Raw genomic sequence first — 25637 nt, forward strand, 5'->3', positions numbered from 1 at the left:
GATAGCGAGTGCCTGATAGAGTCTTTTCCGGTAGCATTCACATCAGTTTGACCCGCCTGGAATTCCCAATGTCTGACCGCCTGACCCTGCTGCGTCCCGACGACTGGCATATACATCTTCGCGATGGTGCTGTGTTGCCTCACACGGTTGCGGATGTAGCGCGCACTTTTGGCCGCGCCATCATCATGCCCAACCTGGTACCTCCGGTGCGTAATGCTGCCGAAGCCGATGCCTATCGCCAGCGCATTCTGGCTGCTCGCCCGGCCGGTAGCCGTTTCGAGCCGCTGATGGTGCTTTACCTCACTGATCGAACACAGCCAGAAGACATTCGTACGGCCAAGGCCAGCGGATTCGTCCATGCAGCCAAGCTGTATCCGGCTGGGGCAACGACCAACTCCGACTCAGGTGTTACCAGCATCGACGCGATCTTCCCGGTCCTCGAGGTCATGGCTGAAGTTGGCATGCCCTTGCTGATCCACGGTGAAGTCACCCGCGCCGGTGTGGACGTCTTTGATCGCGAAAAAATCTTCATCGACGAGCATATGCGCCGCGTTGTAGATCGCTTCCCGACACTCAAAGTCGTGTTTGAGCACATCACCACCGCTGACGCGGTGCAGTTCGTCAACGAGGCCTCGGCCAACGTCGGCGCAACCATTACGGCTCATCACCTGCTGTACAACCGCAATCACATGCTGGTTGGCGGAATCCGCCCGCACTTCTATTGCCTGCCGATTCTCAAGCGCAACACCCATCAGGAAGCCCTGCTGGATGCGGCCACCAGTGGCAGCGAGAAATTCTTCCTGGGTACAGACTCTGCACCCCACGCCCAGCACGCCAAAGAAGCGGCGTGCGGTTGTGCCGGTTGCTACACCGCTTATGCGGCCATCGAGATGTACGCCGAAGCTTTCGAGCAGCGCAATGCCCTGGACAAGCTGGAAGCCTTTGCCAGCCTGAACGGCCCGCGCTTCTACGGATTGCCCGCCAGCACCGAACACATCACCCTGGTTCGCCAGGAGTGGACCGCCCCAAACAGCCTGCCTTTCGGCGAGTTGACCGTAATTCCGCTGCGCGCCGGTGAAACACTGCGCTGGCGCCTGCTGGAGGAACAGCTGTGAGTGACGACCATTATGATGACGAACACGAAGGCGGCCATGGCGGCGGATCACGCCACCCGATGGCCGAGCGTTTTCGCGGCTATCTACCGGTCGTAATCGATGTTGAAACCGGTGGCTTTAATAGCGCTACTGATGCCTTGCTGGAAATCGCAGCCGTCACGATCGGCATGGACGAAAGAGGCTTTGTGTTCCCGGAGCACACCTACTTCCACCGTGTTGAGCCGTTTGAAGGCGCCAACATCGAAGCTGCAGCGCTGGAATTCACAGGCATCAAGCTCGACCATCCACTGCGCATGGCTGTCAGCGAAGAGACGGCCCTGACCGACATCTTCCGTGGCGTACGCAAGGCCTTGAAAGCCAACGGTTGCAAGCGTGCCATCCTGGTGGGCCATAACAGCAGCTTTGACCTGGGTTTCCTCAACGCCGCTGTCGCTCGCCTGGACATGAAACGCAACCCGTTTCACCCGTTCTCAAGCTTTGATACCGCTACCCTCGCAGGCCTGGCGTATGGTCAGACAGTATTGGCCAAAGCCTGCCAGACAGCTGATATCGATTTTGATGGGCGTGAAGCGCACTCGGCTCGTTATGACACCGAGAAAACCGCTGAGCTGTTCTGTGGCATCGTTAACCGCTGGAAGCAAATGGGCGGCTGGAAAGACTTCAACGACTGATCCTGTCGTTCAGGCTTTCATCGCACCCTAAAAAAAACCGGACACTGGGTCCGGTTTTTTTATGCCTGAAACTGACGCTTACAGCTGGTCAGCATTCTCGGTCAGGTACGCTGCAACACCTGCGGTCGAAGCGGTCATGCCTTTGTCGCCTTTTTTCCAGTTGGCAGGGCAAACTTCGCCGTGCTCTTCGTGGAATTGCAGAGCGTCAACCAGACGCAGCAGTTCGTCCATGTTACGGCCCAGTGGCAGGTCGTTGACGATCTGGGAGCGTACAACACCCTTGTCGTCGATCAGGAACGCGCCGCGCAGTGCCACGCCGCCTTCGTTTTCAACGTCATAGGCCTTGCAGATTGCGTGATTGATGTCGGCAGCCATGGTGTATTTCACCTGGCCGATGCCGCCATTGTTCACTGGAGTGTTGCGCCATGCGTTGTGGGTGAAATGGGAGTCGATCGACACGGCAACCACTTCAACGTTACGCGCCTGGAACTCAGGGATGCGGTGGTCCAGAGCGATCAGCTCGGACGGGCAAACGAAAGTGAAGTCCAGCGGGTAGAAGAACACCAGGCCATATTTACCTTTGATGGCGGTGGACAGTGTGAAGCTGTCAACGATTTCGCCATTGCCAAGTACGGCTGCGACGGTGAAGTCAGGGGCTTGTTTGCCTACGAGTACGCTCATTGGATATCTCCTGGTGTGCTGCGTGAAAAACAGGATCCGGTCGGTGCCACCATCGGTTAATGGTACTCAGCCGACCCGCTCCTGCGTGAAAATGACCGGTCATCATACACCGCCCGTCTGGACGGGCCTTAACCCTTTTTCAGGCCCTGAAAGCAGAATCGTCGAGACCGTTCGTCAGCACAGCGCCCACAAGGCTCAATTGAGACTCAAGGTGCTTTGACAATCATTCTCGTTAACATTAAAATCCTTGAATTGAATCCCAACCAGCGATGGTTCTTATTTATGTACGTTTGCCTTTGCACTGGCGTCACCGATGGAAAAATTCGCGACGCAATCTACGAGGGTTGCTGCAGCTACCGCGAAGTGCGCGAAGCAACAGGTGTCGCTAGCCAATGCGGTAAATGTGCATGCCTGGCCAAGCAAGTGGTTCGCGAAACCCTGGCTTCGCTGCAAACCAGTCAGGCCGCAATGAGTTTCCCGGTTGAATTTTCAGCTGCGTAATGTACAGTTTTCAAAGAACCGGACTTAGTGTCCGGTTTTTTTATGCCTAGAATTCAAGTGGTTAGCCCCGAGACGCGGAACACAAACATTCTTATTCCGATTAATTTTCATATATTATTCAAATACTTAGGTTTGACAGTCTGCAACGTGCGGATCAAACTCTGCCGTATATACAGTTAATTAAGGCAGGCCCCAGCCATGAAAGGCGACATTTCAGTTATCCAGCATCTCAACAAAATTCTCGGCAACGAACTGGTCGCTATCAACCAATACTTCCTGCATGCACGTATGTATCAGGATTGGGGCCTGGAAAAGTTGGGTGCTCACGAGTACCACGAGTCCATCGACGAGATGAAGCACGCGGACAAGCTGATCAAGCGCATCCTGTTCCTGGAAGGCCTGCCGAACGTACAAGATCTGGGCAAGCTGCACATCGGCGAACACACCAAGGAAATGCTCGAGTGCGACCTGCGTATTGAGAAGACCGGCCACGCCGACCTCAAAGCTGCTATCGCCCACTGTGAAGTTGTCGGTGACTTTGGCAGCCGCGAAATGCTGGAAGATATCCTGGAATCCGAAGAAGAACATATCGACTGGTTGGAAACTCAACTGGGCCTGATCGATAAAGTAGGGATTGAGAATTACCTGCAATCTCAAATGGGTGAGTAACTAACAGCCATTAAAAAGCCCCGCCCTGTTTATCACGGGGCGGGGCTTTTTTATGCGTGTTACATAACAACTGTAACTACGCGACTGACATCAGGCTTCAGTCTTGTTTGCAGCAGCTTTCTCGACAGCTTCTTTGATCAAAGCCTGCAAAGAACCATCGGCGGCCATTTCAGCCATGATGTCGCTACCGCCCACCAACTCACCACCGACCCACAGTTGCGGGAAAGTTGGCCAGTTAGCGTACTTCGGCAGATTGGCGCGGATTTCCGGGTTCTGAAGGATGTCCACGTAAGCGAACTTCTCGCCACAACCCATGACTGCCTGGGCAGCCTTGGCCGAAAAGCCGCACTGCGGGGCATTCGGGGAGCCTTTCATGTAGAGCAGAATGGTGTTGTTCGCAATCTGGTCTTTAATAGTTTCGATGATATCCATGGAGCACCTCGGCTGAACTTTCCGACTCAGATGTCGGCACGGTGGCGCATTGTAACGGAAAGCCGAGCGTGACGCTCGGTCTCCCCGACAGACAATAGTAGGCCCCTCACGCCTCTCCAAATGCCCCGCGCAATTGCCAAGCAACGCCACGGCAGTGTACAAATGGACAGCTGAGGTGAGGCATACCACCTGAGTGGCTCGTGCAGCGCAAGACTCGCTCAAACCTCTATACACGTGACCCTTATTGGCAAGACGCGACATTTCCTTATAAGATCGCGCCTTCCCCTATTTCGTCGCCCCGTGCGGCTTTCGCCGCAGGTCTCGCCCGTTTTTCCGAAAACCCCGGCTTTGAGCATCTGCGGTCGTTGCAAAAAAGGTAGTTAATGATGAGCGCAAGGCACTTTCTCTCCCTGATGGATTGCACGCCCGAAGAGCTAGTCAGCGTGATTCGTCGCGGTATCGAGCTGAAGGACCTGCGTCAACGCGGCGTTCTCTTCGAACCTCTGAAAGGTCGCGTGCTGGGCATGATTTTCGAGAAATCATCGACCCGTACCCGTCTGTCATTTGAAGCAGGCATGATCCAGCTGGGTGGCCAGGCCATTTTTCTGTCCCCTCGCGACACCCAGCTGGGCCGTGGCGAGCCAATTGGTGACTGCGCCATCGTGATGTCACGCATGCTTGACGCCGTCATGATCCGCACCTTCGCACACAGCACCCTGACCGAGTTTTCGGCCAACTCCCGCGTACCTGTTATCAATGGTCTGTCAGACGATCTGCACCCTTGCCAGTTGCTGGCCGACATGCAAACGTTTCAGGAACATCGCGGATCGATCAAAGGCAAAACCGTGGCCTGGATCGGTGATGGCAACAACATGTGCAACAGCTATATAGAAGCGGCCATCCAGTTTGACTTCAAGCTGCGTGTTGCCTGCCCTGAAGGCTATGAGCCCAACCCGCAGTTCGTGGCTCAAGCCGGTGATCGCGTGACTATCGTTCGCGATCCTCGTGATGCCGTGATTGGCGCCCATCTGGTCAGCACTGACGTGTGGACCTCAATGGGCCAGGAAGAAGAAACCGCCAAGCGCCTGCAGCTGTTTGCTCCGTACCAGGTCAACCGGGCCCTGCTCGACCTGGCTGCCGACGACGTGCTGTTCATGCACTGCCTTCCCGCTCACCGTGGCGAAGAGATCAGCCTCGATTTGCTGGATGACCCTCGCTCCGTGGCATGGGATCAAGCTGAAAACCGCCTGCATGCGCAAAAAGCGCTGCTCGAATTCCTTGTCCAACCGGCGTACCAACCCGCATGAGCCAGCCGTTATTGCTCAACCTTAGCGATCTGGCCTGTGGGTATCAGGGCCAGAGCGTCGTACAAAACCTCAACCTGCACCTCAATGCTGGCGATATTGGCTGCTTGCTGGGCTCATCGGGCTGTGGCAAAACCACCACACTGCGCGCTATTGCCGGTTTTGAGCCGGTGCATCAGGGTGAGATCAGACTGGCTGGGGAGGTCATTTCAAGTGCTGGCTTTACCTTGGCCCCTGAGAAACGTCGTATTGGCATGGTGTTTCAGGACTACGCCCTGTTTCCGCACCTGAGCGTGGCCGACAACATTGCGTTCGGGATTCGCAAACATCCGAACAAGGAGCGCGTGACCGAAGAGCTGCTTGAACTGGTCAATCTCAAGCAGCTCGGCAAACGCTTCCCCCACGAGCTTTCCGGCGGCCAGCAGCAACGTGTCGCCCTTGCACGTGCATTGGCACCCGAACCTCAATTACTCCTGCTGGATGAGCCGTTTTCCAACCTCGATGGCGAGTTGCGACGCAAACTCAGCCATGAAGTGCGAGATATCCTGAAAGCACGGGGCACCAGTGCGATTTTGGTGACACATGACCAGGAAGAAGCCTTCGCTGTCAGCGACCATGTCGGCGTATTCAAGGAAGGCCGTCTTGAACAGTGGGATACGCCCTACAACCTGTACCACGAACCTCAGACACCTTTTGTGGCAAGTTTTATCGGTCAGGGCTACTTCATTCGAGGCCAGTTACTAAGCCCTGAGTCGGTGCAAACCGAGCTGGGAGTTTTACGCGGCAACCGCGCATACACCTGGCCGACTGGCGGTGCAGTCGATGTGTTGCTGCGTCCGGACGATATCGTCTACGCGCCGGACAGCGATTTGAAAGCCCGGATTATTGGCAAGACATTCCTCGGTGCCTCCACCCTGTACCGCCTGCAACTGCCTACAGGGAGCCAGCTGGAATCGATTTTCCCGAGCCACGCCGATCACTTGCCTGGGGCGCAAGTGGGCATTCGCGTAGCAGCCGAGCATCTGGTGATGTTTCAAACCAGCGGCAGCGTTGCTGCGCAAATCCCGCACTCCGAATCAGGTGTAAGGCGTTTCAGCACCGCTCAGTAATCCCTTACCACAACAATTCGCGCTTACACCCGACCGACCTCTGCAAACTGCGCCTGCGTATGCTCTGCCAGCACCCCAGGCGCCAGTTCCACTTCCAGCCCGCGTCGTCCGGCGCTGACAAAAATAGTCGCAAAACCTTCAGCACTTTTATCGATAAAGGTGCGCAGTCGCTTCTTCTGCCCCAGCGGACTGATGCCTCCCAACAAATACCCTGTTGAACGTTGAGCTGCCGCCGGGTCCGCCATTTCGACTTTTTTGACTCCGGCAGCGTGTGCGAGGGCTTTTAAATCGAGGCTTCCGACGACCGGTACCACAGCGACCAATAACTCCCCCTTCTCACTGCTGGCCAACAACGTCTTGAACACCTGAGCAGGTTCGAGGCCAAGCTTTTCTGCGGCCTCCAACCCGTAGGATGCCGCTTTGGGATCATGTTCATAGCTATGCACACGATGTTCGGCGCGAACTTTTTTCAGCAGGTCCAGTGCAGGCGTCATGACAGCTCCAGTCTTGAATGAGGAAAAGAAAACTGATGGCCGATTTTAGGCTATTGGCCCGTATAAAACGCGCTGGCACGGGGCTTTGCGCCATGCATTTTGCTGAAACGTTACACGCCAACCTACCAATTCGTAGTGTTTTCTTACAGAAAAACCAGTACCACCACCCCGCTCTAAAGTCAGAATGTGAATACCCGTTCACTTTCGACCTTTGACAGCAGCGTTTCTTGTCTATATTTTTTCGAATCTGAATATTAGCATTCAACTTTTGTACGACTTTACCTACATGCTGAAATCAATGGTACGCAATTACCCGATCAGACCAAGGCGCGCCGCCACCCTGATTGATAACGTCTAAAAACAACAATAACGAGGCTTCAGATGACGACTGCATCGCAACACCCCACACTTTCAGGCCAGTGCCTGGCCGAGTTTCTCGGTACCGCACTGTTGATATTTTTCGGTACCGGTTGCGTTGCGGCTCTCAAAGTCGCGGGTGCCAGTTTTGGCTTATGGGAAATCAGCATCATCTGGGGCATTGGCGTCAGCATGGCGATTTACCTGACAGCAGGCGTTTCAGGCGCACACCTGAACCCGGCAGTCAGCATCGCGCTGTGCCTGTTCACCGATTTCGAAAAACGTAAGCTGCCCTTTTACATCCTTGCCCAAGTAGCAGGCGCCTTCTGCGCTGCAGCGTTGGTTTACACGCTCTACAGCAATCTCTTCTTCGATTACGAACAAGCACATCAAATGGTTCGAGGCAGCCAGGCCAGCCTGGAGTTGGCATCTGTCTTCTCGACCTACCCGCACCCCTCGCTTACAACGCTGCAAGCCTTCCTCGTCGAAGTGGTGATTACCGCTATCCTGATGGGCGTGATCATGGCGCTTACCGACGACAAGAACGGTCTGCCACGTGGCGCACTGGCCCCCCTGCTGATCGGCTTGCTGATTGCTGTCATCGGCAGCTCGATGGGGCCGCTAACCGGCTTTGCGATGAACCCCGCGCGTGATTTCGGACCTAAACTGATGACATTCTTGGCGGGCTGGGGTGAAATTTCGTTCACTGGTGGACGCGACATCCCCTACTTCCTGATTCCAGTATTTGCACCGATCGTGGGCGCTTGCCTGGGCGCAGCCATTTATCGCGGCCTGATTGCCCGCCATCTGCCTGACGCTGCCCCTGTAGCCGCCGACACCCAGGCTGCAGCGCAAGTGAAAACCCAAGCTTCCTGATATCGACTTATGAAACGGGGCGCACGAGACCTACTGCCCGTTACCTTTCTCGCGCCCCCAACCTCCCTCATTCTGCAAGGCACTTTCAAATGACCGACATTCAGAATAAGAACTACATCATTGCGCTGGACCAAGGCACAACCAGTTCGCGAGCGATCATCTTCGATCGTGACGCCAACGTGGTATGCACGGCGCAACGTGAGTTTCAACAGCACTACCCGCAACCGGGCTGGGTTGAACACGACCCGATGGAAATTTTCGCTACCCAAAGCGCCGTGATGGTCGAGGCCCTTGCACAAGCCGGCCTGCATCACGATCAGGTGGCCGCCATCGGCATCACCAACCAGCGTGAAACCACCGTTGTGTGGGACAAGGTCAGCGGTCGTCCGATCTACAATGCCATCGTCTGGCAGTGCCGCCGCAGCACCGAAATCTGCGAGCAGCTCAAGCGCGATGGCCACGAGCAATACATCAGCGACACCACTGGCCTGGTGACCGACCCGTACTTCTCGGGTACCAAACTGAAGTGGATCCTCGATAACGTCGAAGGCAGTCGTGAGCGCGCACGCAATGGCGAACTGTTGTTCGGCACCGTCGACAGCTGGCTGATCTGGAAATTTACCGGCGGCAAAACCCACGTCACCGACTACACCAATGCCTCTCGCACCATGCTCTTCAACATCCACACTCTGGAGTGGGATGCCAAGATGCTGGAGGTACTGGATATCCCGCGCGAAATGCTGCCAGAAGTTAAGTCATCTTCAGAAATCTACGGCCGCACCAAAAGCGGTATCGCCATTGGCGGCATTGCAGGCGACCAACAGGCCGCACTGTTTGGCCAGATGTGTGTCGAGCCAGGGCAGGCCAAGAATACTTACGGCACCGGCTGCTTCCTGCTGATGAACACCGGCGCAAACGCCGTCAAATCGACCCACGGCATGCTGACTACCATCGCCTGCGGCCCACGTGGCGAAGTTGCCTACGCATTGGAAGGCGCCGTCTTCAATGGTGGTTCCACCGTTCAATGGCTGCGTGACGAACTGAAGATCATCAACGACGCACACGACACCGAATACTTCGCCAACAAGGTCAAGGACAGTAATGGCGTCTACCTGGTGCCTGCCTTCACTGGCCTGGGCGCCCCTTACTGGGACCCGTACGCCCGTGGCGCATTGTTCGGCCTGACTCGCGGCGTACGCGTTGATCACATTATTCGTGCAGCACTTGAGTCGATCGCCTACCAGACACGCGACGTACTGGATGCCATGCAGCAGGACTCTGGCGAACGCCTCAAAGCCCTGCGTGTGGACGGTGGCGCCGTAGCCAACAATTTCCTGATGCAATTCCAGGCCGACATTCTCGGCACCCAGGTTGAACGCCCGCAAATGCGCGAAACCACTGCATTGGGCGCGGCCTACCTGGCGGGCCTGGCCTGCGGTTTCTGGGGCAGCCTGGATGAATTGCGCGGCAAGGCCGTGATCGAGCGCGAATTCGAACCTGCGCTGGACGAAGCCAGCAAAGAGAAGCTCTATGCCGGCTGGAAAAAAGCCGTCAGCCGCACTCGCGACTGGGAACCCCACGAAGAAAGCAACTAAGCCTACTGGGCAATAACTGCTGCGGGCGCCATTGGCGCCCGCAGTCGCTTCAATATTTGATGGCACCTGCGAGTAGCAGGCGGCGCTTTCCTGCGGCATCATGGGCGAATTTGCTTCGCCGCCCAAAGGAAAATCAATGAATCTGCCTCCACGCCAGCAGCAGATCCTCGAACTCGTACGCGAGCGCGGTTATGTCAGCATCGAGGAAATGGCTCAGCTGTTCATCGTCACACCGCAGACCATTCGCCGCGACATCAATCAACTGGCAGAAGCCGATCTGCTACGCCGTTACCACGGTGGAGCCGCCTATGACTCCAGCGTTGAAAACACTGCCTACGCCATGCGCGCAGACCAGATGCGCGACGAAAAGCGCCGCATTGGCGAAGCCATTGCCGCCCAGATCCCTGATCACGCCTCGATTTTCATCAATATCGGCACCACTACCGAGTCGATTGCACGGGCGCTGCTCAATCACAACCACCTGAAGATCATCACCAACAACCTACACGTGGCTTCAATCCTGAGTGCCAAGGATGACTTTGAAGTCCTGATCGCAGGCGGCAATGTACGCCGCGATGGCGGTATCGTTGGCCAGGCCAGTGTCGATTTCATCAACCAGTTCAAGTTCGACTTTGCACTGGTCGGTATCAGCGGCATCGACTCCGACGGTAGCCTGCTGGACTTCGATTATCAGGAAGTTCGCGTCTCTCAGGCGATTATCGCCAACGCCAGACAAACCATCCTGGCAGCCGACTCCAGCAAGTTCGGCCGCAATGCGATGGTACGACTGGGCCCGATCACCCTGATTGATTGCCTGGTCACCGACCAGCCGCCCGTGCCCGAACTCGCGCAACTCCTGGCTCAAAACAAGATCCGCCTCGAAGTGGTGTAACCGGCCCGCAGGTTCATCTTCCCATCCAAAATGTTCGATATTCTTCTTTTAACCCCCCTTCGATGAGTTTTTTCAATCGAAGGGTGCTGGCTACGCTCGCCTTTATCCGCTAATATTTTCGAAAATGAACATTAGTGTTCACATTCAAATATGCGTAAAGAACGCGAGGCCCATTTATGTCCCTGACCACCTTGCCTGCCACCCCTCTCGCTGAGGTTTACGACGTTGCTGTGATTGGCGGCGGGATCAATGGCGTCGGGATTGCGGCAGACGCAGCCGGTCGCGGCTTGTCTGTGTTCCTTTGCGAAAAAGACGATCTGGCCAGCCACACTTCATCCGCCAGCAGCAAGCTGATCCACGGCGGCTTGCGCTACCTCGAACATTACGAGTTCCGCCTGGTACGAGAAGCACTGGCTGAACGTGAAGTGCTGCTGTCCAAAGCGCCGCATATCGTCAAACCCATGCGTTTTGTCTTGCCCCATCGCCCGCACCTGCGCCCGGCGTGGATGATCCGTGCCGGGCTGTTCCTGTATGACCATCTGGGCAAGCGCGAAAAACTCGCAGGCTCCACCAGCCTCAAGTTTGGTGCAGACAGCCCGCTGAAAGCAGAAATCACTAAAGGCTTCGAGTACTCCGACTGCTGGGTCGATGACGCTCGCCTGGTAGTACTTAACGCCATGGCCGCGCGGGAAAAAGGCGCACATGTCCATACCCAGACTCGCTGCGTGGGCGCGCGCCGTAACAAAGGGCTGTGGGAATTGAACCTGGAACGTGCTGACGGCAGCCTGTTTTCGATTCGCAGCAAAGCCTTGGTCAATGCCGCTGGCCCTTGGGTAGCCAAATTCATCAAAGACGACTTGAAGCTGGATTCGCCTTACGGCATCCGCCTGATCCAGGGCAGCCACCTCATCGTTCCCAAGCTGTATGACGCGCCCAATGCGTTCATTCTGCAAAACGAAGATCAGCGGATTGTGTTCACCATTCCCTACATGGATCAGTTCACTATCATCGGCACCACCGACCGTGAATACACAGGCGATCCGGCCAAAGTAAGCATCACGGAAGAAGAAACCGACTACCTGCTGAATGTAGTCAATGCCCACTTCAAGCAACAAGTAACCCGCAGCGACATCCTGCGCACTTACTCCGGCGTGCGCCCGCTGTGTAACGACGAGTCCGACAACCCTTCAGCAGTGACACGGGATTACACCCTGGCATTGTCCGGCGCACCGGGCGAAGCCCCGCTGCTGTCAGTGTTCGGCGGCAAACTGACCACTTACCGCAAGCTGGCCGAGTCGGCCATGGCCCAATTGACGCCCTACTTCACCCAGATCAAGCCGAGCTGGACCGCCACCGCGACATTGCCGGGCGGCGAAGACATGACCACGCCAAAAGCCCTGAGCGCCGCTCTGATCAGCAAACACAGCTGGCTGGATGCTGCGATTGCCAAGCGCTGGGCAATCACCTATGGCAACCGCTCGTGGCGCTTGCTGGACGGCGTACAAGGCCTGAGCGACATGGGCGAGCATATCGGCAGTGGCCTCTACAGCCGTGAAGTCGATTACCTGTGCAGCCAGGAATGGGCACTGGATGCACAGGACATTCTGTGGCGCCGGACCAAGCTGGGCCTGTTTACCACCGCTGAGGAGCAGGCGCATCTGTCCCAGTACATGGCCACCCTCAATCTGAAAAACCGCAAGGTAGAAGCGGCTTAAACCTGCTCCCCCGCCCCACAGGTCTCAATTGCTTGTGGGGTGAGGGCGTGACGATCCAGCTTGCTCGCGATGAAATCGGAACGGCTTGCCAGAAAACCCTGACTACCTGAATCGCGAACTGCCTGCGCCATCTTTCATTCGGTTTTCCGAACACGCACTCCTGCATCATTCGGCTTTCCGGGCGCGACCGCTTTTAAAGCCAGCCATAAATCAACATAAAACCCTTATAAATCAAAGCATTAGACATAAATTCAATGTCTGGCACGACTCATGCTCTACACTCTGGACCGAATGCTTTAACAGAGCGTTTAGTCTGTTGAGACATTCGAAGTACAAAAGGGCCCACAAACGGGCTCAATAAAAAAAACAATGTCGAGGAAACACCGATGCGCATCGTTCCGCAACTTTTGGGCGCAGCAATTGCTGCAGCTCTGATTAGCACTCCAGTTTTTGCAGCCGAATTGACCGGCACACTGAAGAAAATCAAAGAATCCGGCACCATCACCCTTGGGCATCGTGACTCCTCCATTCCGTTCTCCTACATCGCGGACGCTTCCGGCAAACCGGTTGGTTACTCCCACGATGTACAGCTGGCAATCGTTGAAGGGCTGAAAAAACAGCTCGACATGCCGGACCTCAAGATCAAATACAACCTGGTTACTTCCCAGACCCGTATCCCGCTGGTGCAGAACGGCACCGTTGACGTTGAGTGCGGCTCCACCACCAACAACGTGGAACGCCAGCAACAAGTCGACTTCTCGGTCGGCATCTTCGAAATCGGTACCCGCCTGCTGTCCAAAAAGGACTCGCCTTACAAGGACTTCGCTGACCTGAAAGGCAAGAACGTCGTAACCACGGCTGGCACCACCTCCGAGCGCATCCTCAAGGCGATGAACGCTGACAAGCAGATGGGCATGAACGTGATCTCGGCAAAAGACCACGGCGAAGCTTTCAACATGCTTGAGTCGGGCCGTGCTGTTGCTTTCATGATGGACGACGCCCTGCTGGCCGGCGAAATGGCTAAAGCCAAGAAGCCAACTGACTGGGCTGTTACCGGTACTCCACAGTCGTACGAAATTTACGGCTGCATGGTTCGTAAAGGCGACCCTGAGTTCAAAAAAGCAGTGGATGACGCCATCGTTGCCTACTACAAGTCGGGCAAAATCAACGACACCTACAACACCTGGTTCCAATCGCCTATTCCACCAAAAGGCCTGAACCTGATGTTCCCGATGAGCGATGAGCTCAAGGCACTGATCGCCAACCCGACCGACAAAGCAGCAGACGACAAGCCAGCAGAAGAAAAGAAATCCTGATTTCTGACCTTTGATACTCCCGAGCGTGGGTCACCACGCTCGAGGAGTTGTCGAGCACCTTTGTACTAAGCTTCTTATTGCATTAGAGAACACTCGAACCGCTGGTTATCGAGCGGGTTTTGTGTGCCCGACGACCCTGTCGGGTGAGAACGGATTCCCTGAAGCAAGTGCTTGTTTATAGACCCATCTGAGGGGAGACCCTGCATGAATTACAACTGGGACTGGAGCGTGTTCTTCAAGTCCACCGGCGTAGGCAGCGAGACGTATCTCGACTGGTTTATTTCCGGATTGGGCTGGACCATCGCTATCGCTGTTGTCGCCTGGATTGTCGCCTTGATCCTGGGTTCGCTGCTGGGTGTCATGCGCACACTGCCGAACCGTTTCATCGCGGGCATCGCCACGGTTTACGTTGAAATCTTCCGTAACGTGCCGCTGCTGGTGCAGCTGTTTATCTGGTACTTCCTGGTACCCGACCTGCTGCCGCCTGATTTGCAGGAGTGGTACAAGCAAGACCTCAATCCGACGACCTCGGCTTACCTGAGCGTTGTCGTGTGCCTGGGCCTGTTTACCGCTGCACGGGTTTGCGAACAGGTTCGTACCGGTATCGAGGCACTGCCACGAGGCCAGGAAGCTGCTGCCCGCGCCATGGGCTTCAGCATGTCGCAGATCTACTGGAACGTGCTGCTGCCGCAAGCCTACCGGATCATCATTCCACCGCTCACCTCCGAGTTCCTGAACGTGTTCAAGAACTCCTCCGTGGCCTCGTTGATCGGCTTGATGGAACTGCTGGCACAAACCAAACAGACCGCCGAATTTTCCGCCAACCTGTTTGAAGCCTTCACCCTGGCCACCCTGATCTACTTCACCTTGAACATGAGCCTGATGTTGCTGATGCGCCTGATCGAGAAAAAAGTAGCGGTGCCCGGCCTGATGTCTCTGGGGGGTAAATAATGGACTTCTTCGATTTCAGCGGCATCGTCCCTGCCCTGCCAGGCCTGTGGAACGGCATGGTCATGACCTTGAAACTCATGGTCATGGGCGTCGTGGGTGGCGTAGCCCTGGGCACAGTGCTGGCATTGATGCGTTTGTCGTCAAGCAAGTGGATGGCCAATCTGGCCGGCGCTTACGTGAACTACTTCCGCTCGATCCCGCTCCTGCTGGTCATTACCTGGTTCTATCTGGCCGTACCTTTCGTGCTGCGCTGGATCACCGGCAAAGACACCCCGATCGGCGCTTTCGAGTCGTGCCTGGTGGCCTTCGTTATGTTTGAAGCCGCCTACTTCTGCGAAATCGTGCGAGCTGGCGTGCAGGCCATTCCCAAAGGCCAGATGGGTGCAGCCAAAGCACTGGGCATGAGTTACGGCCAGGCCATGCGCCTGATCATCCTGCCCCAGGCCTTTCGCAAAATGACCCCCTTGCTGCTGCAACAGAGCATTATCCTGTTCCAGGACACGTCGCTGGTTTACACCGTAGGCCTGGTTGACTTCCTCAATGCCTCGCGCTCCAGTGGCGACATCATCGGCCGCTCCAATGAGTTCCTGATCTTCGCCGGTCTGGTGTATTTCATCATCAGCTTTTCCGCCTCGCTGCTGGTCAAGCGTCTGCAAAAAAGGTTTGCCGTATGATCTCGATCAAGAACATCAACAAGTGGTACGGGGACTTCCAGGTACTGACCGATTGCAGTACTGAAGTCAAAAAGGGCGAAGTGGTCGTAGTATGCGGCCCGTCCGGCTCGGGCAAGTCGACCCTGATCAAGTGCGTCAACGCCCTTGAACCGTTCCAGAAAGGTGACATTACGGTTGACGGCACTTCCATTGCCGACCCGAAGACCAACCTGCCAAAACTGCGTTCGCGGGTTGGCATGGTGTTCCAGCATTTCGAACTGTTCCCGCACATGACCATCACCGAAAACCTGACGATTGCGCAGGTCAAGGTATTGGGTCGCAGCAAGGCCGAAGCCACTAAAAAAGGCCTTGAACTGCTGGAGCGCGTCGGTCTGTCGGCCCATGCCCACAAGCACCCTGGCCAGTTGTCCGGTGGTCAGCAACAGCGTGTGGCGATTGCCCGCGCCCTGGCCATGGACCCGATCGTCATGCTGTTTGACGAACCGACCTCGGCGCTCGACCCGGAAATGGTTAACGAAGTACTCGACGTGATGGTGCAACTGGCCAACGAGGGCATGACCATGATGTGCGTAACCCACGAAATGGGTTTTGCACGCAAGGTGGCCGACCGTGTGATCTTTATGGACCAGGGCAAAATCGTCGAAGACTGCGAGAAAGAAGAGTTCTTCGGTGACGTATCAGCCCGCTCCGAGCGTGCGCAGCACTTCCTCGCCAAGATCCTGCAGCACTAAAAATCCGCACCGCCCGCAGGGAGAGGCGACTCCCTGTGGGAGCGGGCTTGCTCGCGATGCAAACGGCGCGGTTTATCTGAACGATGAGGGTGATGCCATCGCGAGCAAGCCCGCTCCCACTCCAGACCTGCGCTCATCCCGGTTTGTGTGGTTGACCCAAGGCATCTGTGATGAAATGCGACCCCACTCTCTATCGCGGTGCTCCGCCCTCACTTGCCGTGAAACCTCGTCTACTGCGCCACTTCCTGCTACCGCTGCTGATCATCCTGTTGACGATCGGCCTCGGCTACGCGGGCTATCGCATCAGTGAACACTTCGGTATTCGCACCCTGAGCGAAACCGGCGAGCGCCAGCTCGAACTCCACGCCCGTACCGTCGAAAGCGAACTGGGCAAATACACTTACCTGCCCAGCCTGCTGGAACTGGAGTCCAGTGTTTCCAGGTTGCTGGCCGACCCAAGCGTGCAGAACCGGGTCACCGTCAACCAGTACCTGGAAGGCCTTAACCGTCGCAGCCGCAGCCGGGCCATTTATGTGCTCGACACCACTGGCCGCGTGATGGCCACCAGTAACTGGCGGGATACCGACAGCTATCTGGGTGAGGACCTGTCATTTCGCGCCTACTTCCAGGACGCCGTGCGCGGTCAACCGGGGCGCTTCTACGGGATCGGCAGCACGTCGGGTGAACCCGGCTATTACCTGGCTCACGGCCTCGAAGAACAAGGCAAGATCATTGGCGTAGCGGTGATCAAGGTCCGGCTCGAAGCCCTTGAAGAACGCTGGCAGCGCGCTCGCCTCGAAGCCTATGTGAGCGACGAGAACGGCATCATCATCCTGTCCAGCGATCCCACCAGACGCCTCAAGTCGATCCGCCCGCTCAGCGCCGAAACCAAAGAGCGGCTGGCACGCAGCCTTCAATACTACTGGTGGCCGCTTAATGAACTCGTACCGCTGGAACGGGAAAACCTGGCCGACGGCGTAGAAAAAGTCACCTTTGCCAATAACAACCAGATCGTTACCGACCAGCAGGAAGTCAGCTATCTGGCGCAAACCCGCAAGCTCAATGACACACCCTGGGACATTACCCTCCTCACGCCACTGCAGGACCTGCGCCGTGAAGCGGCGAATCAGGGGACGCTGGTCGCCGTTGCATTTGCCTTGCTGGCCTTTCTGCTGATTGCCTGGAATGAACGGCGCAAAGTGATCGCCACCCGGCTGGCGGCACGCGAAGCCCTGCAAGAAGCCAACAATCAGCTGGAGCGCAAGATCACCGAGCGCACTACTCACTTGCGGGCCAGTAACGAACGACTCAAAGGCCAGATCCGTGAACGACGCCAGGCTGAAGACACCTTGCGCCGTGCCCAGGATGAACTGGTACAGGCGGGCAAACTGGCCGCCATCGGGCAGATGTCCACCAGCATTGCCCATGAACTGAATCAACCCTTGGCCGCATTGCGCACCCTGTCGGGCAATACCGTGCGTTTTCTTGAGCGCGGAGACCTCAAGGTCGCCGCCGACAATCTCAGTACCATCAACAACCTGGTCGACCGCATGGGCCGCATCACCGCCAACCTGCGCTCGTTTGCCCGCCGTGGAGATGATCAGGGCCAGGCCAGCCTGGGCAAAGCCGTCGATGCGGCCCTGCAATTGCTCGCCAGCCGCATGGAGGAGTCCGGGGTGCAACTTCATCGAGCACTCGGCGATGTGGCGCTCAAGATTGATCAGACCCGACTGGAACAAATCCTGGTCAACCTGATCGGCAACGCGCTGGACGCCATGCAGGGCCAGTCAACACCGCCACAGCTTTGGCTGGAGGGCGAGGTCAGCGAAAGCAAATACCGCCTGCTGGTGCGCGACAACGGCCCCGGCATCGACCCCGAAGCCCGCAAGCATCTCTTCGAACCGTTCTTCACCACCAAACCCGGCGAACAGGGCCTGGGCCTGGGCTTGACCCTGTCAGCCAGCCTGGCAGCCGCCGCTGGCGGAAGCCTCAGCGCCGAATTCCCGGCCAGTGGTGGTGTCGCATTTGTCCTTCTTTTACCGCTGGTGCAACCCGCCAAGACCGAGCCCCTATGAATAACGACCTGACCGTCCTGATTGTTGAAGACGACCCCCATGTCCTGCTCGGATGCCAGCAGGCGCTGGCACTTGAAGACATTCGCAGCGAAGGCGTAAGCAGTGCCGAACAGGCACTGGCGTTGGTGGGCGACAATTTCCCGGGCATCGTCATCAGTGACATTCGCCTGCCCGGAATCGATGGCCTGGAGTTGCTCAAGCGCCTCAAGGCCCGCGACCGCAGCCTGCCGGTGGTGCTGATCACCGGGCATGGCGATATTTCCATGGCGGTGGGGGCCATGCGTGACGGCGCCTATGACTTTATGGAAAAACCCTTTTCCCCGGAGCGCCTGGTGGATGTGGCCCGCCGTGCGCTGGAACAACGCAGCCTGGCCCGAGAAGTCTGGTCGCTGCGTCGCCAGTTGGCAGAACGCGACTCGCTCGAAGGACGAATCATCGGGCGTTCCCCGGCCATGCAGCACTTGCGAGAATTGATCGCCAACGTCGCCGATACCTCTGCGAACGTGTTGATTGAAGGCGAGACAGGCACAGGCAAAGAGCTGGTCGCCCGATGCCTGCACGACTTCAGCCGGCGCCATCCCCAGCAGTTTGTAGCCCTCAACTGCGGTGGCCTGCCGGAAAATCTGTTTGAAAGCGAGATTTTCGGCCACGAAGCCAACGCCTTCACCGGTGCAGGCAAACGCCGCATCGGTAAAATCGAACACGCCCATGGCGGCACGTTGTTTCTGGACGAAGTCGAGAGCATGCCGATCAACCTGCAAATAAAACTGCTGCGGGTATTACAGGAGCGCACCCTGGAGCGCCTGGGTTCCAACCAGAGCATCGACGTTGATTGCCGGGTCATCGCGGCCACCAAGTCCGACCTTGATCAACTGAGCAAGGCCAGCCAGTTTCGCAGCGACCTGTACTACCGCCTGAACGTGGTGACACTCGAACTGCCGCCCTTGCGCGAACGCCGCGAAGACATCCTGCAGTTGTTCGAATACTTCCTGCAGCAATCCTCCCTGCGTTTCGATCGTGCCGCCCCTGAACTGGACAACCAGACCGTGTCCAGCCTCATGAGCCATGACTGGCCGGGCAACGTGCGTGAACTGCGCAACGTGGCCGAGCGTTTCGCCCTGGGTCTGCCTGCCTTCAAAAAATCCGGGAGCAACGCGGCGCAGGGGCTGGGCTTTTCCGAGGCGGTCGAGGCGTTCGAGCGCAACCTGCTCAGTGACGCCTTGCAACGCAGCGGCGGCAACCTGACCCAGGCCAGCCAGGAACTGGGCATGGCCAAGACCACCCTCTTCGACAAAGTCAAAAAATACGGGCTCGCGCACTGATGGATCTGATACTCAAAGCGGCTCTGGGTGCCGCAGTGGTCATCATTCTGGCAATGCTGGCCAAGACCAAAAACTACTACATCGCGGGCCTGGTCCCGTTGTTCCCGACCTTTGCTCTGATTGCGCATTACATCGTCGGCAAAGGACGCTCGGTGGACGACCTGAAAACCACCATTGTGTTTGGCATGTGGTCGATCATTCCCTACTTCGTCTACCTCGCAACGCTGTACATACTGGTCGACCGCATGCGTCTTGAAGCGTCACTGGCGCTGGCCGCCGTGGCCTGGCTGATGGCTGCCACCGTACTGGTCAGCGTGTGGGTGCGCCTGCACTGAGCCCGCTCCCACCTCAAGATCATCAGCGCGCCCCTGGCCCGTCCCTTGCATTTACCCCCTGAAGCCCGCCCTGCCTGGATCGGCGGCGATTGAATGGGGTAAATGACACGTTGAATATTCTCGATCTTGATCACAGCCTGACCTCACAAACACCGATCATGCAGCGTCTGACCGATGGTCGCGCTACACGCCTGGACCTGCTCGAACTGGGCCCGCAATTGCGCCTGTGGTCCACCGAACGCAATTACCGGCGTTTCGCCCAGCGCCTGCAGCAAAGGCCGAGACGCCAGGCCCTGAGGCCTGAAATCTTCTTCATCGGCTCCGGCGACTATCATCACCTGACCCCGGCCCTGCTCGCCGACTTGCCCGAACCTGTCACCCTGATCCACTTCGACAACCACCCTGACTGGGTACGCTTTGCCCCCCGTCGCCATTGCGGTTCGTGGGTGAATCGCGCCCTGAAACTGCCGAATATCAAACGCATCGTCACCCTCGGCCCGTGCAGCGACGACCTGCAAACCCCGCAATTCAAGGGCGGCAACCTCGGGGCCCTGCGCCGTGGTGATTTGCAACTATTCCCCTGGCAGCATCCCCCCACCAAAGTCTGGGGCCGAATCGGCGACGGCGCGGGGCACGAGCAGCACGAGAACCTGTTGCACTGGCGCAATCTTGCCGATCAGGACTGGCCAATCTTTCTCGCCGAGCTGATCTGCAGCCTGCCCACGGAAGCGATCTGGATCACCCTGGACAAGGACGTTCTCGCCAGCGAAGACGCCGCCACCAACTGGGATCAGGGCGGCATGCGCCTGACCCACCTGCTCCAGGCCATCCGGGCCCTGGCCGCCAGCAAGCGGGTGCTGGGCATCGACGTGTGCGGCGAATTCGCCAGGGCACCGCACCGCAACCTGCTCAAGCGCTGGGAGGCCAGGTCCGACCAGCCAGCCCCTGAACGCTGGAGCGAGAGCGACTTGCTGCGCAACTCAACCACCAATGAGGCGCTGATCGCTCTGTTTGAGGAACTGTTCCCGTGACCTTGACCGTGATTGCCCTGGTGGCGTTTTCCATCGTGCTCGATGTCATGGGCCAACTGTGTTTCAAGATCGGCCTGGACCGCCTGCCGGAACTGGAAGGCGGTTTTCGCCTCAACGCATTCTGGGGCCAGGTGTTCAATGCCCCCATGCTGTGGGCCGGGATCGGCGCTTACGTCATCGAGTTTTTCGTCTGGCTGGAGGCCCTGTCACGGGCGCCCCTGAGTGTGCTGTTCCCGGCTGCCGCACTGGCGTACTGCGGCGCGGTGTTCGCCGGCAAGGTGTTCCTGGGCGAACACGTGAGCCGCCGGCGCTGGCTGGGCACCCTGGTGATTACCCTTGGCGTGATGCTGGTCTGCATCGCCGGGGCTTGAGGAGAAGAACAATGGACAACACTGAAACCCTGAAAATCGCAGACAACGGCTGGCTGCATGGACGTCTGGGAACTGTGGTGCTGTGGGCGCTGTTAATTGCCCTCGAAAGCAGCGGGCAGATTGCGACCAAGGTCGGCGGCGATCAACTGGGGCAGATGGATTTCAGCCTGCAATGGCTGCAAGCAGTGATGCTAAACCCCGGCGTGTGGGTGGCTATTGCCTGTTACATCGGGGCGTTTTTCGTGTGGATGCTGATACTGCGCCGCAGCAGCCTGTCGCTGGCGTTTCCGCTCAGCTCGCTGGTATTTGTGGGGGTTCTGCTGGGGTCGTGGCTGGGGTTGGGCGAACATATCAGCGCCCTGCACTGGCTCGGCGTTGCCGTGATCATTGGCGGGATTGCGCTGCTGGCGGAGGGTGAGCCATAGCCCACCTCTGTGGGAGCGGGCTTGCCCGCGATACAGGGGATGGGGTCTAGAACTTGTAACTCACCGCGACCTGCACCGAGCCCTGATTCACATCTCCCTGCTCGCGCACGATACTGCTGTCCGCCGCCGAGCCCAGCAGATGAACCCAACTGGCGCTGGTCACCAGTGACCAGTGTTGTGCCAGGGGAAACTCGAAGTTCTGGGTCAGGGTGACATTCTGCAACCCGCCACTGGCCTTGTATGCGGAAATCCCCGACGCCTGGGCTTCACTGTCGCTGACACCAAAGAACGTCGACATCTGTCGGCCATCCGCAAAATGTACCGCCAACTGGCTGCTGCCGATAACCCCCAGCCCCAGCGGATAACCCAGCTCGCCCCCGACCTGACCCAGCACCCCGCCCTGACCGCCCGCGCCGCCCACCGCCTGCCCGAGTTGTGCATACACGCGCCAGAAATCGGCCGGGCTGTACTGCACAAAGCCGCCCAGCAGGGCCATGTCCGGCACATCGCGAAGGCCCCGCAACGAACCATTGGCATTGCGCCCCGACACGTAGTTGAGCAAGGGGCCCGCGCTCCAGCCGTCGGCCTTGAAGGCACTCCAGGTCAGACCGTCATCGGTATTGAGACTGACATCGCCCCAGTCCACATCGAAATACGGCAACGGCACCACCTGATAGCGGCTGGCGCTTGGATCGTAGGGCTGATAGCCAATCCCCACGCCCACTTCCCCACTCGGGCCGTCTGCCCCATGGGCACCCACGCCGACACCCAACAATGTGAGCAGCAATAAAGCACGGACCGGGGCTTTCATGTCGAAGGTTCCATAGAGGTTCATGGGCGCATCAATCCCTTTTTCGCTCGCCCTGTGCAAGCACTCATGTTGTTTGTAGCAAGCTACAAAAATTGTAGCTTCAAACTCGAAAGCCACCCTCCAATCGGCGCAAAGCCCCAGCCCACGGGGCTTTTAATAATTGGCACAGTCAATGCTATGTCCTCTGGCAAGCGCAAAAAGCGCGTCTTTTCGACAGGACAATGCAGATGATGCAATGGCATATCGTGTGTGATTTCGACGGGACCATTACCCGCACCGACGTCATCGACAACATTCTTCAACGCTTCGCCGACCCCAGCTGGGAAGCGATCGAAGATCAATGGGTGCAGGGTGAAATCGGTTCGCGTGAATGCCTGAGCCGCCAGCTGTCGCTGGTCAAGGCCACGCCAGCCGAACTGCTGGCCTTTTTCGACAGCGTTGAGATTGACCCTCACTTTCCCGACTTCGTTGACCACGTCATCGGCCTGGGCGCCTCCATCGAGGTAGTCAGTGACGGTATCGAACAAGGCATTGCCCGCATCCTGGCCCGCCACTACGTGAGCCTGTTGCCGATCCTTGCCAACCGCCTGCGTCAGGTCGACCAGAACCGCTGGCGCATCGACTTCCCGTACTCCAGCGACACCTGCCGGGCCGCCTCGGGCAACTGCAAATGCAAATCCACCCCCGGCGGCAAACGCGTGCTGGTGATTGGCGATGGCCGCTCCGACATGTGCGTGGCCTCCAGCGCCGACTTCGTCTTCGCCAAGGACAGCCTGGCCGAACACTGCGAACGCAACGGTATCCCCTACGCACGCTTTGACTCTTTCGCCGAACTGCCGGCCTTGCTCGCCAAATTGCCGAACCCGGCCGCCAACGCTCCCCACTATTCTCGTGAACAGCAGGAACTCTTCAATCATGTCTGATATCCGAATCGCTACCCCTGAAGACCAGATCCTTCTGGAAAAAGAAGCCAAGTACTGCTCCTACGGCGACACCGTTCACTACATCGAACCACCGCGCATTTTCAGCCGCTGCGAAGGTTCCTACGTCTGGGACACCGAAGACCAGGCCTACCTCGACCTGCAAATGTGGTACTCGGCGGTCAACTTCGGTTACTCCAACCCGCGCCTGAACAACGCCCTGAAACAACAGATCGACACCTTGCCGCAAATCGCCAGCCAGTACCTGCACAAGGGCAAGATCGAGTTGTCGGAACGCATCGCGGTCGACGCCAAAAACAAGTTCGGCCTCGACGGTCGCGTGCACTTCAACGTCGGCGGGTCGCAGTCCATCGAGGACTCGCTGAAGGTGGTGCGTAACGCCAGCAACGGCAAAAGCCTGATGTTCGCCTTCGAAGGCGGCTACCACGGCCGCACCCTCGGCGCCTCGTCGATCACCTCCAGCTACCGCTACCGTCGCCGCTACGGCCACTTTGGCGAGCGCGCCAACTTTATCCCGTTCCCGTACCACTTCCGTGGGCCAAAAGGCATGACCAAGGAAGAATACGGCAGCCACTGCGTGCAGCAATTCGCCCGTCTGTTCGAGACCGAATACAACGGCGTGTGGGACCCCAAAGTCGGCCAGAGCGAATACGCCGCCTTTTACGTCGAACCGATCCAGGGCACCGGCGGCTATGTCATCCCGCCGATGAACTTCTACAGCGAACTCAAGCACGTGCTGGATCAGCACGGCATCCTGATGGTGGTCGACGAAATCCAGATGGGTTTCTGGCGCACCGGCAAGCTGTGGTCCATCGAGCACTTCGACGTCAAACCTGACGTGATCGTCTTCGGCAAGGCACTGACCAACGGCCTCAATCCGCTGGGCGGCATCTGGGCCCGTGAAGAGCTGATCAACCCGAAAATCTTCCCGCCGGGCTCCACCCACTCCACCTTCGCCTCCAACCCGCTGGGCACCGCCGTGGGCCTGGAAATGTTCAAGATGACCAGCGAAGTCGACTACGGCGCGATGGTCATGGCCAAGGGCAAGTACTTCCTGGACGGTCTGCAAGACCTGCAAAAACGCTACCCGATCATCGGCGACGTCGACGGTCTGGGCCTGGCGCTGCGCTGCGAAATCTGCGGCCCGGACGGTTTCACCCCGGACAAGGCCACCCTCGACTTCATGGTTGAAGAAGGCATGAAGGGCGACATTGAAATCGACGGCAAGCGTCTGGGTCTGATTCTGGACGTGGGCGGCTACTACAAGAACGTGATCACCCTGGCGCCGTCCCTGGAAATCAGCTACGCCGAAATCGACCTGGGCATCGCCCTGCTCGACCGCCTGCTGGCTCGGGCCATGAAACGGTGAACGGGCCAGAGATCGATCTGGGCGAAGGCGACGCCGGTTTCGTTCTCGGCACGGGTGAGGTCGGGGTCTTGTTGATCCACGGCCTCACCGGCACTCCGACGGAACTGCGTCGGGTGGCCCAGGGCCTGGCGAAGGACGGGACGTGCACGGTGTACGTCCCCACCCTGGCCGGGCACTGCGGTGACAACGACGACCTGCAAGCCACCGGCTGGCTGGACTGGTACGAAGGCGTGCGTAAAACCTTCGCCGGGATCCGCCAGCGTCACTCGCAGGTTTTTGTCGGGGGTCTGTCGATGGGTGCGGTCATGTCGATGTACGTGGCCTCCGAACACCCGGGCCAGGTCGCCGGGCTGTTGATGTACTCCACCACCTTGCGTTACGACGGCTGGAGCATCAACAAACTGGCTTTTTTGACCCCGTTGCTGATGGCGATCCCCTTTGGCGTACACCTGTGCAATTTTGAAGAAAAACCCCCTTACGGCATCAAGAACGAACGTTTGCGCGCCATTGTCGAGCGCCAGATGCACGCTGGAGAAAGCGCGAATGCCGGGCTGTTGACGATGCATGGGATCACCGTGCGCGAATTGCACCGGATGAATGCCGTGGTGAAAAAGCGCATGCCGTCGATCACCACCAAAGCCCTGGTTTTGCACTCCATCGAGGACGACATCACCAGCCGCTGGAACGCCGATTACGTGGAGCGTCATCTGGGCGGGCCTGTGACCAAAGTGCTGCTCGACAACTGCTACCACATGATCACCGTCGACCTGCAGTACCGCCGCGTGATCGAACTCAGTGACGCCTTTATCAAGAAAAACAGCCGCGCGGCACCGGTTCCTGTCGACTATCGACAGCAGGCCTGAGCCAAAGGACG

The 25637-nt window shown here is 57.8% G+C and carries 27 protein-coding genes; 23 read left to right on the top strand and 4 right to left on the bottom strand.

The features are described from left to right. Positions 1–68: 68 nt before the first annotated feature. Both pyrC and rnt read left to right on the top strand, forming a co-directional pair. On the top strand, positions 69–1115 hold the full coding sequence (gene pyrC / locus AC19YQ_RS04380; protein WP_133075886.1) for a dihydroorotase: 1047 nt from the start codon (positions 69–71) through the stop codon (positions 1113–1115). Continuing rightward, positions 1112–1786 carry a ribonuclease T gene (gene rnt, locus AC19YQ_RS04385; protein ID WP_019823542.1) on the top strand — a complete coding sequence of 225 codons (675 nt, stop codon included), beginning with the start codon at positions 1112–1114 and terminating at the stop codon, positions 1784–1786. Before pyrC ends, rnt begins: the two co-directional genes overlap by 4 nt. A gap of 78 nt (positions 1787–1864) precedes the next feature. Here rnt and AC19YQ_RS04390 read toward each other — a convergent pair whose 3' ends face one another. Continuing rightward, positions 1865–2467: a peroxiredoxin gene (locus AC19YQ_RS04390; protein WP_133075887.1), complete on the bottom strand. Its 603-nt coding sequence runs from the start codon at positions 2465–2467 to the stop codon at positions 1865–1867. Positions 2468–2749: 282 nt separating this feature from the next. Between AC19YQ_RS04390 and AC19YQ_RS04395 the strand changes: the two genes are divergently transcribed. Together AC19YQ_RS04395 and bfr are read left to right on the top strand one after the other, a co-directional pair. Next, complete coding sequence (locus tag AC19YQ_RS04395; RefSeq protein ID WP_133075888.1) at positions 2750–2968, top strand: bacterioferritin-associated ferredoxin; 219 nt, start codon at positions 2750–2752, stop codon at positions 2966–2968. Between the two features lie 198 nt (positions 2969–3166). Next, positions 3167–3637 (top strand): bacterioferritin, encoded by a 471-nt coding sequence (bfr, locus tag AC19YQ_RS04400; RefSeq protein ID WP_016779692.1) that lies wholly within the window; start codon positions 3167–3169, stop codon positions 3635–3637. A gap of 90 nt (positions 3638–3727) precedes the next feature. Here the strand turns inward: bfr and grxD are convergent, their stop codons facing one another. Next, entirely contained in the window at positions 3728–4069 is a 342-nt protein-coding gene (gene grxD / locus AC19YQ_RS04405; protein WP_016779691.1) for a Grx4 family monothiol glutaredoxin, read from the bottom strand. Positions 4070–4455: 386 nt separating this feature from the next. Here grxD and argF point away from each other — a divergent pair, with 386 nt between their 5' ends. Together argF and AC19YQ_RS04415 are read left to right on the top strand one after the other, a co-directional pair. Further along, positions 4456–5376 (top strand): ornithine carbamoyltransferase, encoded by a 921-nt coding sequence (argF, locus tag AC19YQ_RS04410; RefSeq protein WP_133075889.1) that lies wholly within the window; start codon positions 4456–4458, stop codon positions 5374–5376. Next, positions 5373–6482 (top strand): ABC transporter ATP-binding protein, encoded by a 1110-nt coding sequence (locus tag AC19YQ_RS04415; protein WP_339473646.1) that lies wholly within the window; start codon positions 5373–5375, stop codon positions 6480–6482. Before argF ends, AC19YQ_RS04415 begins: the two co-directional genes overlap by 4 nt. Positions 6483–6505: 23 nt before the next feature. Here AC19YQ_RS04415 and ybaK read toward each other — a convergent pair whose 3' ends face one another. After that, positions 6506–6976, bottom strand: a complete 471-nt coding sequence (gene ybaK, locus AC19YQ_RS04420; protein WP_133075891.1) for a Cys-tRNA(Pro) deacylase — start codon at positions 6974–6976, stop codon at positions 6506–6508. A gap of 381 nt (positions 6977–7357) precedes the next feature. On the opposite strand from ybaK, the gene AC19YQ_RS04425 reads away from it, so the two are divergent. The 14 genes from AC19YQ_RS04425 to AC19YQ_RS04490 all read left to right on the top strand — a co-directional run bounded on the left by AC19YQ_RS04425 (position 7358) and on the right by AC19YQ_RS04490 (position 21642). Next, on the top strand, positions 7358–8209 hold the full coding sequence (locus AC19YQ_RS04425; RefSeq protein ID WP_500594662.1) for an MIP/aquaporin family protein: 852 nt from the start codon (positions 7358–7360) through the stop codon (positions 8207–8209). 89 nt (positions 8210–8298) lie between these two features. Beyond that, positions 8299–9804 (top strand): glycerol kinase GlpK, encoded by a 1506-nt coding sequence (gene glpK / locus AC19YQ_RS04430; protein WP_500594663.1) that lies wholly within the window; start codon positions 8299–8301, stop codon positions 9802–9804. A 136-nt stretch (positions 9805–9940) separates the two neighbouring features. Continuing rightward, positions 9941–10696, top strand: a complete 756-nt coding sequence (locus AC19YQ_RS04435; RefSeq protein WP_133075894.1) for a DeoR family transcriptional regulator — start codon at positions 9941–9943, stop codon at positions 10694–10696. Between the two features lie 176 nt (positions 10697–10872). After that, on the top strand, positions 10873–12411 hold the full coding sequence (glpD, locus tag AC19YQ_RS04440) for a glycerol-3-phosphate dehydrogenase (RefSeq protein WP_326425447.1): 1539 nt from the start codon (positions 10873–10875) through the stop codon (positions 12409–12411). Between the two features lie 386 nt (positions 12412–12797). Next, positions 12798–13727 (top strand): glutamate/aspartate ABC transporter substrate-binding protein, encoded by a 930-nt coding sequence (locus AC19YQ_RS04445; RefSeq protein ID WP_133075896.1) that lies wholly within the window; start codon positions 12798–12800, stop codon positions 13725–13727. A 204-nt stretch (positions 13728–13931) separates the two neighbouring features. Then, on the top strand, positions 13932–14678 hold the full coding sequence (locus AC19YQ_RS04450) for an amino acid ABC transporter permease (RefSeq protein ID WP_133075897.1): 747 nt from the start codon (positions 13932–13934) through the stop codon (positions 14676–14678). Next, complete coding sequence (locus AC19YQ_RS04455) at positions 14678–15352, top strand: amino acid ABC transporter permease (protein ID WP_016779682.1); 675 nt, start codon at positions 14678–14680, stop codon at positions 15350–15352. Before AC19YQ_RS04450 ends, AC19YQ_RS04455 begins: the two co-directional genes overlap by 1 nt. Continuing rightward, positions 15349–16083, top strand: coding sequence for an amino acid ABC transporter ATP-binding protein (locus AC19YQ_RS04460; protein WP_019823566.1), 735 nt, complete (start codon positions 15349–15351; stop codon positions 16081–16083). The genes AC19YQ_RS04455 and AC19YQ_RS04460 overlap by 4 nt, the downstream gene beginning before the upstream one ends. A gap of 170 nt (positions 16084–16253) precedes the next feature. After that, positions 16254–18158, top strand: coding sequence for a two-component sensor histidine kinase AauS (gene aauS, locus AC19YQ_RS04465; protein ID WP_339473635.1), 1905 nt, complete (start codon positions 16254–16256; stop codon positions 18156–18158). Then, complete coding sequence (gene aauR, locus AC19YQ_RS04470; RefSeq protein WP_133075899.1) at positions 18155–19480, top strand: two-component response regulator AauR; 1326 nt, start codon at positions 18155–18157, stop codon at positions 19478–19480. Before aauS ends, aauR begins: the two co-directional genes overlap by 4 nt. A gap of 8 nt (positions 19481–19488) precedes the next feature. Next, a complete protein-coding gene (locus tag AC19YQ_RS04475) occupies positions 19489–19815 on the top strand; it encodes a GlpM family protein (protein WP_500594734.1) in 327 nt (108 codons plus the stop codon). Between the two features lie 110 nt (positions 19816–19925). Continuing rightward, entirely contained in the window at positions 19926–20846 is a 921-nt protein-coding gene (locus AC19YQ_RS04480; RefSeq protein WP_500594735.1) for an arginase family protein, read from the top strand. Then, positions 20843–21217, top strand: coding sequence for a DMT family transporter (locus AC19YQ_RS04485; RefSeq protein ID WP_500594664.1), 375 nt, complete (start codon positions 20843–20845; stop codon positions 21215–21217). Before AC19YQ_RS04480 ends, AC19YQ_RS04485 begins: the two co-directional genes overlap by 4 nt. A gap of 11 nt (positions 21218–21228) precedes the next feature. Then, the gene (locus AC19YQ_RS04490; protein WP_133075902.1) at positions 21229–21642 is read left to right on the top strand and encodes a DMT family transporter; all 414 of its coding nucleotides are present in this window, start codon (positions 21229–21231) and stop codon (positions 21640–21642) included. Between the two features lie 46 nt (positions 21643–21688). On the opposite strand, the gene AC19YQ_RS04495 is transcribed toward AC19YQ_RS04490, so the two are convergent. After that, entirely contained in the window at positions 21689–22453 is a 765-nt protein-coding gene (locus AC19YQ_RS04495; protein ID WP_133075981.1) for a MipA/OmpV family protein, read from the bottom strand. 227 nt (positions 22454–22680) lie between these two features. Between AC19YQ_RS04495 and AC19YQ_RS04500 the strand changes: the two genes are divergently transcribed. From AC19YQ_RS04500 to AC19YQ_RS04510, 3 genes are read left to right on the top strand one after another with little or no spacing between them, the layout of a single operon-like run. Next, positions 22681–23376: an MtnX-like HAD-IB family phosphatase gene (locus AC19YQ_RS04500; RefSeq protein WP_219260812.1), complete on the top strand. Its 696-nt coding sequence runs from the start codon at positions 22681–22683 to the stop codon at positions 23374–23376. Further along, positions 23369–24763 (top strand): aspartate aminotransferase family protein, encoded by a 1395-nt coding sequence (locus AC19YQ_RS04505; RefSeq protein ID WP_133075904.1) that lies wholly within the window; start codon positions 23369–23371, stop codon positions 24761–24763. Before AC19YQ_RS04500 ends, AC19YQ_RS04505 begins: the two co-directional genes overlap by 8 nt. Beyond that, entirely contained in the window at positions 24760–25626 is an 867-nt protein-coding gene (locus AC19YQ_RS04510; protein WP_500594665.1) for an alpha/beta hydrolase, read from the top strand. The genes AC19YQ_RS04505 and AC19YQ_RS04510 overlap by 4 nt, the downstream gene beginning before the upstream one ends. The last annotated feature ends 11 nt before the right edge of the window (positions 25627–25637 follow it).

This window comes from Pseudomonas sp. MF06569 (assembly GCF_059862735.1).